At 67.2% G+C, this 13,761-nt stretch carries 15 protein-coding genes; 4 read left to right on the forward strand and 11 right to left on the reverse strand.

Annotation, left to right across the window (positions count from 1 at the left end; translation table 11 throughout):
* Positions 1–118: 118 nt before the first annotated feature.
* Positions 119–622 (reverse strand): GNAT family N-acetyltransferase, encoded by a 504-nt coding sequence (locus tag AC6CR5_RS24195; RefSeq protein WP_448685521.1) that lies wholly within the window; start codon positions 620–622, stop codon positions 119–121.
* 268 nt (positions 623–890) lie between these two features.
* On the opposite strand from AC6CR5_RS24195, the gene AC6CR5_RS24200 reads away from it, so the two are divergent.
* Together AC6CR5_RS24200 and AC6CR5_RS24205 are read left to right on the forward strand one after the other, a co-directional pair.
* Positions 891–1,943, forward strand: coding sequence for a glycosyltransferase family 2 protein (locus AC6CR5_RS24200; RefSeq protein WP_006388701.1), 1,053 nt, complete (start codon positions 891–893; stop codon positions 1,941–1,943).
* The gene (locus AC6CR5_RS24205) at positions 1,943–3,532 is read left to right on the forward strand and encodes an ArnT family glycosyltransferase (RefSeq protein ID WP_498085014.1); all 1,590 of its coding nucleotides are present in this window, start codon (positions 1,943–1,945) and stop codon (positions 3,530–3,532) included. The genes AC6CR5_RS24200 and AC6CR5_RS24205 overlap by 1 nt, the downstream gene beginning before the upstream one ends.
* Here AC6CR5_RS24205 and AC6CR5_RS24210 read toward each other — a convergent pair.
* Positions 3,489–3,884, reverse strand: coding sequence for a GtrA family protein (locus AC6CR5_RS24210; RefSeq protein WP_498085015.1), 396 nt, complete (start codon positions 3,882–3,884; stop codon positions 3,489–3,491). The two genes, AC6CR5_RS24205 and AC6CR5_RS24210, sit on opposite strands and share 44 nt — an antisense overlap.
* A gap of 36 nt (positions 3,885–3,920) precedes the next feature.
* Here AC6CR5_RS24210 and AC6CR5_RS24215 point away from each other — a divergent pair, with 36 nt between their 5' ends.
* A complete protein-coding gene (locus AC6CR5_RS24215) occupies positions 3,921–4,736 on the forward strand; it encodes a ChbG/HpnK family deacetylase (protein ID WP_047993462.1) in 816 nt (271 codons plus the stop codon).
* Positions 4,737–4,787: 51 nt separating this feature from the next.
* On the opposite strand, the gene AC6CR5_RS24220 is transcribed toward AC6CR5_RS24215, so the two are convergent.
* Complete coding sequence (locus tag AC6CR5_RS24220; protein WP_026382466.1) at positions 4,788–5,651, reverse strand: LysR family transcriptional regulator; 864 nt, start codon at positions 5,649–5,651, stop codon at positions 4,788–4,790.
* Positions 5,652–5,762: 111 nt separating this feature from the next.
* On the opposite strand from AC6CR5_RS24220, the gene AC6CR5_RS24225 reads away from it, so the two are divergent.
* On the forward strand, positions 5,763–6,254 hold the full coding sequence (locus tag AC6CR5_RS24225) for a multidrug/biocide efflux PACE transporter (RefSeq protein WP_047993461.1): 492 nt from the start codon (positions 5,763–5,765) through the stop codon (positions 6,252–6,254).
* Here the strand turns inward: AC6CR5_RS24225 and AC6CR5_RS24230 are convergent.
* The 8 genes from AC6CR5_RS24230 to AC6CR5_RS24265 form a co-directional block, all read right to left on the reverse strand.
* Positions 6,229–6,879, reverse strand: a complete 651-nt coding sequence (locus AC6CR5_RS24230) for a GntR family transcriptional regulator (RefSeq protein ID WP_020925174.1) — start codon at positions 6,877–6,879, stop codon at positions 6,229–6,231. The two genes, AC6CR5_RS24225 and AC6CR5_RS24230, sit on opposite strands and share 26 nt — an antisense overlap.
* A complete protein-coding gene (locus AC6CR5_RS24235; protein WP_024067728.1) occupies positions 6,879–7,844 on the reverse strand; it encodes a branched-chain amino acid ABC transporter permease in 966 nt (321 codons plus the stop codon). Before AC6CR5_RS24235 ends, AC6CR5_RS24230 begins: the two co-directional genes overlap by 1 nt.
* A 1-nt stretch (position 7,845) precedes the next feature.
* Complete coding sequence (locus AC6CR5_RS24240) at positions 7,846–8,748, reverse strand: branched-chain amino acid ABC transporter permease (RefSeq protein WP_006388713.1); 903 nt, start codon at positions 8,746–8,748, stop codon at positions 7,846–7,848.
* 112 nt (positions 8,749–8,860) lie between these two features.
* Positions 8,861–10,066 carry an ABC transporter substrate-binding protein gene (locus AC6CR5_RS24245; protein ID WP_006388715.1) on the reverse strand — a complete coding sequence of 402 codons (1,206 nt, stop codon included), beginning with the start codon at positions 10,064–10,066 and terminating at the stop codon, positions 8,861–8,863.
* Positions 10,067–10,152: 86 nt separating this feature from the next.
* Positions 10,153–10,872, reverse strand: a complete 720-nt coding sequence (locus tag AC6CR5_RS24250) for an ABC transporter ATP-binding protein (protein WP_049053528.1) — start codon at positions 10,870–10,872, stop codon at positions 10,153–10,155.
* Positions 10,865–11,620, reverse strand: a complete 756-nt coding sequence (locus AC6CR5_RS24255) for an ABC transporter ATP-binding protein (RefSeq protein WP_006388718.1) — start codon at positions 11,618–11,620, stop codon at positions 10,865–10,867. The genes AC6CR5_RS24250 and AC6CR5_RS24255 overlap by 8 nt, the downstream gene beginning before the upstream one ends.
* A gap of 70 nt (positions 11,621–11,690) precedes the next feature.
* The gene (locus AC6CR5_RS24260; RefSeq protein ID WP_020925171.1) at positions 11,691–12,602 is read right to left on the reverse strand and encodes a dihydrodipicolinate synthase family protein; all 912 of its coding nucleotides are present in this window, start codon (positions 12,600–12,602) and stop codon (positions 11,691–11,693) included.
* 257 nt (positions 12,603–12,859) lie between these two features.
* Positions 12,860–13,747, reverse strand: coding sequence for an alpha/beta hydrolase (locus tag AC6CR5_RS24265; RefSeq protein WP_006388720.1), 888 nt, complete (start codon positions 13,745–13,747; stop codon positions 12,860–12,862).
* Positions 13,748–13,761 lie beyond the last annotated feature (14 nt).

A 13,761-nucleotide genomic window follows, 5' to 3' on the forward strand; every position in this document is an offset into this window, starting at 1 on the left:
GTCAGGCTGTGGAAACCGTTGCCGCCATGTCTTTCCGGGATTGCGTTCCCATCTTAACGGGACGCCGGCGGCGCGGCATGCGCGCGGCAACGAACGAAGGCGGGCCGTGCCGCGCCGGTCAGAGCGGAAAGGCGCGCGCCATGTAGCTGGCCTGGGGGCCGTAGCCCTCGAGTTTGTCGGCCAGTTCGCGGCCGCCGGCCGCGACGGGCGCGTAGCCATGCCGCGTCCAATAACCGACCGCCGAACCCAGCGACACCAGGCTGGCGCGTTGCAACCCGGTTTGCGCGGCATGGCCGGCGGCCGTGCGCAACAGCGCCTGTCCCACGCCCAGCCCCTGGGCCGAGGGCGCCACCGCGCAATCGTGCAGGAACCAGTGGTCCGGCCGCTCGGGCAGGGCGGCAAGCGGAGCGTCCAGCGTGGGCGGCAGGCCGGCATCCCACGGGTACGACACCAGATAGCCGAGCAGGTGCGGGGAATCCGGCGTCGCGTCGGTCTGCGCCACCCAGCAATGGGCTGGCGCCAGCGTCAGCCGGTTCAGGAAGAAATCAGCGCTCTCCAGCAGGAAACCCGGATAGGCGCCGGCCTGGATTGCCAGGATGCCGTCCATGTCGCCGGCCAGCATGGGGCGGACTCGATATTGCATAACCACCTTTGAAAACAAGAGCTTCGCGCATTTTACCGATGCCGGGGCCGGGGCCGCTTTACGCCCTTTCACAAATCGGGGACAGAGGTTTACGGAGCCTAAACGGCGCTTCATACATTTGGCCGCATGCCTGCCTAGAATCGCCTCGATTGCGACGAGTCCGATACCGAAAGCATTTCATGAAAATTCGACGAGGGCTTGCGCATACTGCCGGGCATAACGTCCCGCATTCCAGTTCCAGAGCCTTATGCACATTCAATTCCGGTCCGAGCCCATGGGGCAGCAAGTCCTGGCCAAAGCGCTTCCCGTGGAAGCGATCTGGCGCACGGCCGCTGCCAACGTGCCTTACGACGCCTGCGTCACCTGCGTCATTCCCTGCCTGAATGAATGCGAAAACCTGCGCGTGCTGTTGCCGTTGCTCCGCAGCCGGCTGGCGGCCCTGTGCACCGGCTGGGAAATCATCGTGGCCGACGACGGCAGCACCGACGGCACCGAGGCCCTGATGGCTGAATGGACCCAATACGACGGCTTCCGCTACGTGCAGCTGTCGCGCAATTTCGGCAAGGAGGCCGCGCTCAGCGCCGGCCTGGAAAGCGCCACGGGTGACGCCATCATCTGCCTGGACGCCGACATGCAGCATCCGCCGGCCCTGATCGAGCAGATGCTGGCGCGCTGGGCCGCCGGCGCCGAAATGGTCTATGCCGTGCGCGAGACCCGCGCCGACGAATCCTGGCTCAAGCGCACCGGCGCCCGCTGGTTCTACAAGCTGCTCAGCGGCGCCCGCGGCGTCGAGGTGCCGGCCCACGCCGGCGACTTCCGTCTCATGAGCCGCAACGTGGTGGACGCGCTGAACGCGCTGCCCGAGCGCACCCGTTTCATGAAAGGCCTGTACGCCTGGGTCGGTTTCAAGGGTGAAGCGCTGCCCTATACGCCCGACGAGCGCATGCATGGCGACAGCCGTTTCGGGGGCATGCGCCTGGCACGCCTCGCGCTGGATGGATTGACGGCGTTCACGACCTGGCCGCTGCGCCTGGTCAGCCTGGTGGGCGTGCTGTTCGCGGTGCTGGCAATGGCCTATGCGAGCTATCTCGTGATCGATTACCTGGTCTCCGGCAATGCCGTGTCGGGCTGGACCACCATCGTGACGGCCGTGCTGTTCTTCGCCGGCGTCAACCTGATCTCGCTTGGCGTGGTAGGCGAGTACGTGTCGCGCATCTTCGACGAGGTCAAGGGACGGCCGTTGTTCGTGGTGCGCCGCCGCCAGGGGCGAGCCTCCCATTCTGACAAGGTCGCATCCTGATGGCCGCCGCGATGCAACGGCCGGCGCGTTCCGATTGGATCCCGCCGGCGGGATGGTTCCTGCTCGCGGTCGGCGTCTGGCTGGCGTTCCTGGCCTGGGTGCGGCCGCTGACGCTGCCTGACGAAGGCCGCTATGCCGGTGTCGCCTGGGACATGCTGCGCAGCGGTTCGCACGCCGTGCCGTTGCTCGATGGCATGCCTTATTTCCACAAACCACCGCTGTATTACTGGTTGACCGAACTGTCGTTCACGGTGTTCGGCGTGCATCCCTGGGCCGCGCGCCTGCCGTCGCTGCTGGCGGCATGGGCCGCCGCCGCCGCGCTGTATGGTTTCCTGCGGCGCCATCGCGATGCCGCCACCGCGACGCTGACCGTGCTGGCGCTGGCGACCCTGCCTTTCTTCTACGGCGGCGCGCAGTTCGCCAATCTCGACATGCTGGTGGCCGGCATGATCACCCTGTGCGTGCTGGCCGCGGCCGACACCGTGCTGCGCCTGGAGCGCGGCCAGGCCTATCGGTGGATGTCGCTCGCCGCCGCCGCGCTGGCGGCCCTGGCGGTGCTGGCCAAGGGGCTGATCGGCCTGGTTCTGCCCGGCGCCATCCTTTTCATCTGGCTGGTCTGGGGGCGCCGCTGGCGCGCGCTCGGGGCGCTGTTGTGGCCGCCCGCGCTGCTGGTGTTCGCGGCGGTCGCCGTGCCGTGGTTCGTCCTGATGCAGGTCCGCTATCCGGGCTTCTACGACTATTTCTTCGTCTACCAGCATTTTCAGCGCTTCGCCGCCACCGGTTTCAACAACGCCCAGCCGTTCTGGTTTTACCTGCCGGTGGTGGTGGGACTGAGCCTGCCCTGGTCGCTGTGGGGCGGCGGCATCCTGCGCAAGGCGTTCTGGGCGGCGGGGCCGCAGCGCGATCTGCGGCGCCTGGCGCTGGTATGGTTCGTGGTGGTGGTGGGATTCTTTTCGCTGCCGAATTCCAAGCTGGTGGGCTATGTGTTGCCGGCGGTGCCGCCGCTCGCCTTCCTGCTGGCCGAAGTGATCGTGGCCGCGAGCCGCGACAAGGCCGACGCCCTGGCGCCGCGCCTGGTGCGCATCTGCGCCGGGGTTGGCGCCGCGATCTGTGTGTTGGCCATCGGCATTGCGGCCCATTCAGCCCGCGGCAGCGCGGGCCCGCTGGCCGCGATGGTCCGTCCGCTGGCCAAGCCCGGCGATACCTATGTGTCGCTGCACACCTATCCGTTCGACCTGGCGCTGTACGCCCAGGCGCCCAGGCCAACCTGGGTGGTGGACGACTGGCTCAATCCGGAAGTGCCGGTGCGCGACAACTGGCGCAAGGAACTCTACGACGCGGCCAGGTTCGAGCCCGAGGTGGGCAGGCAAGTGTTGATCAGCCCGCAGGAATTCCAGTCCCGCCTGTGCGCGGCGCCCGAAGGCGCGCGCTACTGGGTCTGGGGCACCCGGTCGGACGCGGGCGCCTATCGGGCGTTGGCGGGCCTGGAGCCGGTCGCGAACAGCGTGAAATACGTGATCTGGCAGGTCGTGTCGGATGCCGCCTTCAAGCAGCGGGTCTGTGGCGGAACGCCCACAGCCGGCTCGTGATGAAGGTGACGATCGCCAGCGCAATCAGGATCAGGGCCAGCAGCACGTCATAGGGAACCGCCGTTACCCGCAGCAACCAGGCGTAAGCGGATTCATTGATGATGAAGCCGACGGCTGAAATGAAGAAGAAACGGCGTGCTGCTATGGTCCAGGGTGTTTTCGAATGTCTGAACGTAAGCCGGTAGTGTCCGCTGAAGGAAACGACGAACGCCACCAGCCAGCCGAGCAGGTTGGCCAGGAGCGGAGCGGCGCCCAGGCCTTCGACGCAGGCGACCGCGACGCCCCAGTGGGTGGCGGCCGCTGCGCATCCGACGGCGATGAACAGGCTGACTTGTTGAAGCAGGGCGCGCATGTGGGGCGTGTCGAAGAAAGAAAGCGAGGTGAGAACTTGACCAAGCGCATCGTGGTTTGCGGTGATGATTTTGGCATGAATGCCGACATCGATGAAGGCATGATCGCGCTGGCGGGCATGCGTCGGCTGAGCGCCATCAGCTGCCTGTCGTTGGGCCCGACCTTCGTGGCCAACGCGCCGCGGCTGGCGTTGATGGACGCCGATCTCGGCCTGCATGTGAATCTGACCGAACGCCTGGGCGATGGCGATGCGGACCTGCCGTCTTTGTCCCGGCTGATCCTGCGGGCCTACACCGGCCGGCTGGACGCCGCCTGGGTCGACCGGCACCTGCAGCGCCAGTTCGACGCCTTCGAGGCCGCATTCGGACGCGCGCCGGATTACGTGGACGGGCATCAGCACGTGCACCAGTTGCCGGTGGTGCGTGATCGCCTGCTGCTGGCGCTCAAGCAGCGCTATGGCGCGCACCGGCCCTGGCTGCGCCAGACCGCGCCGGGCATGCTCTGCGGCATTCCGCTCAAGGAATCGATCAAGGCTCGCATCATCGGCGCGCTGGGCGCGGCGGAACTGGGCCGCCGGGCTGACCGCGAGGGTCTGCGCACCAACCGCCGGTTGCTGGGAGTGTATGGCTTCGACGGAGGCCGCCGGCGCTATGCCGACCTGCTGCAGAACTGGCTGTTCAACGCGCGCGATGGCGACCTGTTGATGTGCCACCCGGCCAAGGATGCCCGGGGCGGCGGCGCCATGGCGCGCCAGCGCCGTGCCGAATACGACGTGCTGGCCTGCCCCAAGCTGGGCGACTGGATGCTCGCCAACGGCGTGCGTATCTCGCGCCTGCCCTCGGGGGCGCGCTAGCGCCCGGGTAGTTGGCTGCGCCTGCGAGGCGCCTTTCAGCGTAAACAGGCCCTAGGCCCGCGTGAGGCTTTGCAGCAGCCACGCGCCGGCCGGCCCCAGCGGACGGCGCGTCGACCACACCGCGTCGACGCGGATCTGGCGCGGCCAGCCCGGCACCGCCAGTTCCACCAGCTGTCCGCGCCCGAAACGGTGCAGCATCCAGCGCGGCAACTCCGCCCAGCCGAATCCCAGCGTGGCCATTTCCAGCAACATCAGATAGCCCGGCGCCGACCAGGTGGACTGCGATGGCGCGGGGGCCTTGTCGTCCAGCTCGTAGGTGCTCAGGCGCAATTCACGTTCGGTCTTCAGGTGGTCCTTGGTCACCCCGGACAAGGTTGCCAGCGGATGGCCGCGGCCCACGCACAGCACGATTTCCGAGGCTTCGCGCAGCGTCGCGTGAGCCATGTCGGGCGGGTAGTCTTCCTGGGCCGCCATCAACCCCAGGTGGGCGCGGCCCTGCTGCACCAGCGCCACCACGTCCTCGTATTCCGCGATCAGGCATTCGAAGCGCAGTGCCGGATAGCGCTGGTCGATCTGGCTGAGCATGTTCTCAAAGGTTTCGGACTGAAACGTATCCGACAGCACCACGGTCAGGCGCGGTTCCAGCCCCGCCGACAGCTGGCTGGCGCTGCGGTTCAGGCGGTCGTTGGCCGCCAGCACCTGCAGGGCCTGGCCCAGCAGCACCTGGCCGGCCTCGGTCAAGGCCGGCTGGCGCTGGCTGCGGTCGAACAGCGTCACGTTCAGGTCGACCTCCAAATTGGCGATGGTCTCGCTGACGGTGGACTGGCTCTTGCCCAGCTTGCGGGCCGCCGCCGAAAACGTGCCCTCGGCGGCCACCTGGGCGAAGGTGGCCAGGGACTCGAGGGAGTGGCGCATGGCGGCGGGCGTTTTCATTATCGGTTTTTCCGATGGATATTATCTTTATCGTACCGGAAATATCGTCGAAAATCCCCCGGTCACTGAAACAAACGACCTCAGAGGTGGGTCATGACGCAAGCCAAGAAAACCATCAAAGAGCGCTTCATCCACGCTTTCCTGTTCGAAATCCTCGCCATCGGCCTGTGCGCGCCGGTGGCCGCCTGGGCCATGGGCAAGTCGCTGTTCGAAATGGGCGTGCTGACCGCCGTGATCGCCTGGATCGCGCTGGTCTGGAACATGATCTACAACGCCGGCTTCGACCGCCTGGAGAACCGCCTGGGCATCACCCGCAACCTGCGCGTGCGCGTGATCCACGCGTTCGGCTTCGAGCTCGGGCTGATCCTCATCGTGATCCCGCTGGCCGCCTGGTGGCTGAACATCAGCCTGTGGCAGGCCTTCGTGCTGGACATCGCGCTGGTGCTGTTCTACCTGCCGTACGCCTTCTTCTACAACCTGGGCTACGACCGCGCCCGCCCGCGCGTCATGGCGTGGCTGGCGCGCGGCGCCAAGGACGCCGCCGCCCCGGCCGCGAGCGCTACGCGTCAATCACCTTGCGCGTAAACATCTCCAGGTAGTCCATCAGAGAATCCGCGCCCCGGATGGCCGCCGCTTCGTCGCCCGTGGCGATGCCGGCGGCCATGGCCATGTGGCGGCGCGCGCCCTCGGCGATGTCGCCTTCGTGCTGGTAGGCGTACCAGAAGCGCCGGCACTGGATAATCAGCGGTTCCACCGCGTTCACCGCCGACACGTTGCGGCAGGCGCTGTGGCAGACGTGGTCGAGCAACTGGTCGGCCTGCATGTAGTCGTCCAGGTTGCCGCCCTCGGCCGCGCGCACCATCTGCGTCGCGCATTCGACGATCTGGGCGCGTTGCGCCGGCGTGGCGCGGCGCGCGGCGCTGGCGGCGATCAACTGCTCCAGCGCCCGGCGGGTCTGGATCAGGTCCATGTGGTCGGCCAGCTGGATCATCGACACCCGCAGGCCGCGCCGCGGCTCCTGGCGGATCAGCCCGGCCGCCACCATGCGCAGCAGGGCTTCGCGCAGCGGGGTGCGGCCCAGGCCGGTCTTTTCGACCAGATCGGCTTCCACCACCGCGCTGCCCGGCTGCAATTGCAGGGTGGCGATCATGCTTTCGATCTGGTCATAGGCGACGTCTGCCGCGCGCCTTTTGGGTTCTGCTCCTGCCATCAACGGTTGTTTTCCTTCGTTTTGCGCCACTGCGTGTAGGCCAGCCATTCGCCGACGAACCCGCGCCGGAAGAACGACACGCACAACACGAAAATCAACCCGATGACGATGGTGACGACATCGCCCAGGGTGGCCAGGTAGTTCTGCAGGCTGACGACCAGCGTGGCGCCCACCACGGGACCCCACACGGTGCCGATCCCGCCCAGCAGCGTCATCAGCAGGACTTCGGTGGAGGTGGCCAGCGACACGTCGTTCAGCGCCACCAGCTGCAGCACCAGCGCCTTGAGCGAACCGGCCAGGCCGGCCACCGAGGCCGACAGCACGAACGCCAGCAGCTTGCACCGATCCGTATCGTACCCCAGCGAAATCGCCCGCGGCGCGTTGTCGCGGATGGTCTTGAGCACCTGGCCGAAGGGCGAATGGATGACCCGGTAGACGAACAGGAACCCCAGCACGAACACGCCCAGCGTGAAGTAATACATGTTGGTGTCGGCGCTCAGGTCGACCAGGCCCAGGAACTTGCCGCGCGGAATGCCCTGCATGCCGTCCTCGCCGCGCGTCCAGCGGACCTGCACCGCCATGAAGTAGGCCACCTGCGACAGCGCCAGCGTGATCATGGCGAAATAGATGCCGGTGCGGCGGATCGCCAGCCAGCCAATCGCGTAACCGATGGCGGCGGCCATGGCCACGCCGCACAGCATGGCCAGTTCCGGCGGCAGGCCGGCCGCGCCGTACAGGATCATCATCTCGCCCGCGGCATAGCCGGCCCAGCCGAAGAAGGCCGCATGGCCGAACGACACCAGGCCGGTGAAGCCGGTCAGCAGGTTGAAGGCCAGCGCGAACAGCGCGAAGCACAGCACCTTCATGACGAAGACCGGATAGACAATCTGCGGGAACCACGGAACCAGCAGCGCCGGCACCAGCAGCAGCGCCAGGATGCGGATGGAAAGAGGAAAGCGCGACACCTTATTTCTCCTTGCCGAACAGGCCCGCGGGGCGCGTCAGCAGCACCACCGCCATCACGATGAATACGACCACGGTGGACGCTTCGGGGTAGAACACCTTGGCCAGACCTTCCAGCAGGCCCAGCGCCAGGCCGGTGACGATGGCGCCCATGATCGAGCCGAGGCCGCCGATCACCACCACCGCGAACACGATATTGAGCAGGTTGGAGCCCATCAGCGGATTGATCTGCATGACGGGCGCGGCCAGCACGCCGGCCACGCCGGCCAGCGCCACGCCGAAGCCGTAGGTCAGCGTGATCATCACCGGCACGTTGACGCCGAAGGCCTGCAGCAGCCGGGCGTTCTCGGTGCCGGCGCGCAGCAGCGCGCCCAGGCGGGTGCGCTCGAACAGGTACCAGGTCAGCAGGCACAGCAGCAGCGAAGCCACCACCACGAAGGCGCGGTACGCCGGCAGGAACATGAAGCCCAGGTCGAAGCCGCCCTGCAGGATCTCGGGCGGCTCGTAGCCCACGCCGGATATGCCGTAGAAGTAGCGGAATCCGCCTTCCATCATCAGCGCGATGCCAAAGGTTAGCAGCAGGCCGTACAGGTGGTCCAGGTGGTAGAGCCGCTTGAGCAGTGTCTTCTCGATGACCACTCCGACCGCGCCGACAATCAGCGGCGCCAGCACCAGGGCCGCCCAGAAGTTGATCTGCGCGCCCGGGCCCAGCAGTTGCGGCAGCTGGGTGAAGCCGATCCACGCCAGGAACGCCGCCATCATGAACTGGGCGCCATGGGTGAAATTGACGATGTTGAGCAGGCCGAAGATGATGGCCAGCCCCATGCTGAGGATGGCGTAGAAGCAGCCGTTGATCAGCCCCACCAGCAGTTGGGCGAGCAGGGCGGGAAGCGAGATGTCGAACATAGTGGGCGGCGATCGGAAACGGGACGCGTCGGTTTGCGGGAGGCGCGCGTTGCCGCGCGCCGCGGGCGGATCGAACCGGCGCCGGGCGCAAGCCGCCCGGCGCCAGCGGGCGTCAGGACTTGTTCAGCGCGCAGGCGGCCTGCGGCTTGGGGAAGACCTCGTCGCCCTTGAGCACCGACTTCACGTGGTAGTAGTCCCACGGCGCCTTGGACTCGGCCGGCGCCTTCACCTGCAACAGCAGCATGTCGTGCACCAGCGCGCCGTCCGCGCGTAGCTTGCCGTTGCGGATCACGGCGTCGTTGATGGTCATCTCGCGCAGCTTGGCCATGACCGCCGGCGCCTCGTCGGTGCCGGCCGCCTCGATCGCCTTCAGGTACGACAGCGTGGCCGAGTAGACGCCGGCCTGCGATGCCGTCGGCATCTTTTTGGTCTTCTCGAAGAACTTCCTGGCCCAGGCGCGCGAGGCGTCGTCGTAGTCCCAGTAGAACGCTTCGGTCAGGTACATGCCCTGCGCCTTGGCCAGGCCCATGCTGTGCACGTCCGAGATGTAGGTCAGCAGCGGCGCCACGATCTGCTTCTTGGTGATGCCGAACTCATTGGCCTGCTTGACCGCGTTGACGGTGTCGTTGCCGGCGTTGGCCAGGGCGATCACGTCGGCCTTGGAGGCCTGCGCCTTCAGCAGGAACGACGAGAAGTCGTTGCCGGGGAAGGGGTGGCGCGAGACACCGGCCACGCTGCCGCCGTTTTCCTGGATCACTTCGGTGGCGTCCTTTTCCAGCGAGTGGCCGAAGGTGTAGTCGGCGGTGATGAAGTACCAGGTCTTCTTGCCCTCCTTGACCAGCGCGCGCGCCGTGCCGGCCGCCAGCGCATAGGTGTTGGTGGTCCACTGCGCGTTCAGCGGCGAGCACTTCTCGCCCAGGATCGCGGTCGACAGGCCGGCGGACGGCATGGTCACGCGGTTCTTCTGGCGCGCGATCTCCATCACGGCCAGCGCGGTCGACGCGGTGGGGAAGTCGGTGATCATGTCGACCTTGCCCTGGTCGAACCATTCGCGCGCCAGGTTGGCGGCGACGTCGGGCTTGTTCTGGTGGTCGGCGGCCACCACCTCGACCGGCTTGCCCAGCACCTTGTTGCCCATTTCCTCGGCCGCCATGCGCGCCGCGACCACCGAGCCGTTGCCGGCCAGGTCGGAATAGACGCCCGACAGGTCGGTCAGCACGCCGACCTTGACGATGCCGTCGCTGATGCCGGCCTCGGCGTGGGCGACGCCCGCCAGGCCGATGGCGCACAGCGCCGCTGCGATTCGATTCAATTTCATCTGACTACGCTCCGTATGGGAATGGGGGGACTGCGGTCGGAAGCACCACGGGAACTGCAACGACGGGGAACTGCGCGCGACGGCCTTCAGATGCCGAGCAGGGCGTTGAGCCGGTCCTGCGACCGCTCGACCTCGGCCCGCTCGATCACGGCGGCCACCTGGCCATGCTCGATGACGTAATGGCGGTCGGCCAGGTGCCGGGCGAAGCGGAAGTTCTGCTCGACCAGCACGGTGGTGTAGCCGCGCTCCTGCAATTGCCGGATCACCCGGCCCAGCGCCTGCACGATGACGGGCGCCAGGCCTTCGGTGATTTCATCGAGCAGCAGCAGGCGGGCGCCGGTGCGCAGGATGCGCGCCATCGCCAGCATCTGCTGCTCGCCGCCCGACAGCCGGGTGCCGGGGCTGTGGGCGCGTTCCTTCAGGTTGGGGAACATCGTGTAGATCTCGTCCACCGACATGCCGTCCGGCCCCACCGTGGGCAGCAGCATGAGGTTTTCCTCGGCGGTCAGCGAGGCATAGATGCCGCGCTCTTCGGGGCAGTAGCCGATGCCCTGGCGCGCGATCTTGTGCGGCGGCAGGCCGATGGTTTCCTGGCCTTGCACCTTGATGGAGCCGCTGCGCCGGCCCACCAGGCCCAGCACCGACTTCAGGGTCGAACTGCGGCCGGCGCCATTGCGGCCCAGCAGCGTGATGCACTCGCCCGCCTTCACGTCCAGGTCGATGCCGTGCAGGATGTGCGATTCGCCATACCAGGCGTGCAGGTCGCGGATCTCCAGCATGGACCGCGCCGGGGTCTCGTCATTCATCTTCCGCTCCCATGTACGCTTCGCGCACCGCGGGGTTCGCGGACACCTCGGCGTACGGACCCTCGGCCAGGATCTCGCCGCGTTGCAGGACGGTGATGGTGTCGCAGATGTCGGCCACCACCTTCATGTTGTGTTCCACCATCAGGATGCTGCGACCGGCCGAGACCTGCTTGATCAGGTGCTTGACGCGGTCCACGTCCTCGTGGCCCATGCCTTGCGTCGGCTCATCCAGCAACAGCAGTTCGGGCTCCAGCGCCAGCGTGGTGGCGATCTCCAGCGTGCGCTTGCGGCCGTAGGGCAGGTCGCCGGCGGCCACGTCCAGCTGCGCGCGCAGGCCGACCTGGTCGAGCAGTTCCTCGACCCGCGCATGCAGGCGCTCCAGCGAGCGCTCCGAACGCCAGAAGCAATAGTCCACGCCCAGCTTGCGCTGCAAGGCCACGCGCACGTTCTCGCGCACCGACAGCTGCGGGAACACCGCCGAAATCTGGAACGAGCGCACGATGCCGCGCCGCGCCGTCTGCGCCGGCCGTTCGCCGGTGATGTCGACGCCGTCGTAGACGATCTCGCCGCGGGTGGGGATGTGGAACTTGGTGAGCAGGTTGAAGACCGTGGTCTTGCCGGCCCCGTTGGGACCGATCAGCGCATGGATCGCGCCGCGCCTGACGCTCAGGTTGACGTCGTTGACCGCCACGAAGCCGCGGAATTCCTTGGTGAGGCCCCGGGTCTGAAGGATGATGTCGCTGTGCATGGTGTCCGAGAGGCTGGCGGGTGGACGGCGCGCCTGGCGGGCGCGCCTGTCCTGCTTCGGGCTGGGTCGTTTACTTCGACTGGTATTGCCGCGGCCGCTTGGCCAGCGCCGCTTCGATGATGCCGGCGCAGCGCTCGCGCTCGGCGCCCACCAGCGGCAGGCGCGGACGGCGCACGTGCTCGTTGCCGACGCCGGCGAGGGTCTCGGCCAGCTTGATGTTCTGCACCAGCTTGGTCGACACGTCCAGGTGCAGCAGCGGCGTGAACCACTGGTACAGCGCCAGCGCTTCCTGCCATTTGCCGGCCTTCATCAGGTCATACAGCGCCACGGTCTCGCGCGGGAAGGCGGTCACCAGGCCGGCCAGCAGGCCGTCGGCGCCCAGCGCCAGGGCTTCGAACGACAGGTCGTCGACGCCGATGAACAGCTGGTAGCGGTCGCCCAGCTTGTTGCGCAGGTCGGTCACGCGGCGGATGTCGTCGCTGCTTTCCTTGATCGCCACCAGCCAGGGGCAATCGGCCAGCTCGGCCATGTGCTCGGGCTTGAGGTCGACGCGGTAGGCGACCGGGTTGTTGTAGATCATGCAGGGCTTGGCGGCGGCCTCGGCCATGGTGCGGATGCTCTGCATCGCCTCGCGCGCATCGGCCACGTAGATGAGCGACGGCATCAGCATGAAGCCGTCCACGCCCAGCTCGACCGCGGCCTTGATGAAGCGCAGCGCCTCGCGGGTGCTGGTCTCCGACACGTTGGCCAGCACCGGGATGCGGCCGCCGCTGACTTCCACGGCGCAACGCGTCACCGCCAGCTTTTCCTCCAGCGTCAGGGTGCTGGCTTCGCCCAGCGAACCGCAGGTGACGAGGCCATGCACGCCGTTGTCGATCAGGAAGCCGAAATGCTTGCGCATCGCTTCGAAGTCGAGGGTTTCGTCGGCATGAAACTTACTGGTTACGGCAGGAAAGACGCCCTGCCAACGCACGTTACTCAACTGGATTCTCCTCGGATGGCCGGCGCCGCGAAGGAAGGGCGGCGGGTGGGAGAAAGTCTAATATCTGTTAAATATATTTAGAAGATATTTTGATATGGGAGTTTCCCGAGAGCGGGTTTCCCCGGGGAGAACCGTGCGGGCGCCTTATCAGGCGCAGGGGAGTGGGCCGGGAAGGGAACCGGCGAACGCCGGGCGCGCCTGCCCGACCCGGGAAGGATTCGACGGATGGCCCCGCCCCTGGTCGCGGGGCGCGAGGGTCAGCCGGCCTTGCGTTGATAGGCGCGACTGGCGTCGCGCATGAAGGTCTTCACGGCGTCGTCGTACTGTTCGCCGCTGCGGAACGCGCCCGAATGCGTCGCGCCCTCGATCTTGACCAGCCGCTTCAGTTCGGGCGCCACCCCCCGGGCGGCGGCGTAGAGTTCGTCGCTCATCGTGTGCGGCACCACGCGATCCGCGGTGCCATGCATGAACAGCATCGGCGTGTGCAGTTGCGCCAGCGTCTGCACCGAGTCGAACGGTTGCGTGACCAACAGGCTGGCGCCGGGCACGCGGCCCCACTTCATGGTGGCCAGCATCGCGCTGATGCTGGTGAAACTGGATTCGACGATCAGCCCGGCGAAGTCCGGTTGCTCCGGGCGCGCCGCCAGGTTGATGGCGATGGCGCCGCCCAGGCTGTGTCCGTAGATGAAGCGGCGCGCCGGGTCCGGTTGCAGGCGGGCCAATTCCTTCAAGCCCGCCATGGCGTCCTCCAGCGCGCTGGCCTCGGACGGCAGGCGCGGCGTCGACGCGCCGAACCCGCGATAGTCGATGGCCAGCACCGAATAGCCCTTGCGCGTCCAGCCGTCGATGCGGAAGGCGCTGCCGTTCAGGTTCCAGCGCGCGCCATGCAGGTACAGGACTGTGGGCGCGTTGGCTTGCGGGCTTTGCCAGTACCAGGCCCGCACCTTGTCGCCATTGGCCAGCGCCAGGTCGTAGACCTGCGTGCCCTTGGCTGGCTCGCGCCACCAGGTCTGAGGTTCGGATTGCGGCGAAAAAATGGTCTGGCGCTGCCAGGAGTCAAGCTGCGAACAGCCGACCACGCTGGCGGCGGCGAGCACGGCGGCGCCGAACAGGCGGCGGACGGTGAAGCGGGGCAGGGCGGGCATGATCAATGAAACCC

Source organism: Achromobacter sp. EG18 (assembly GCF_059759395.1).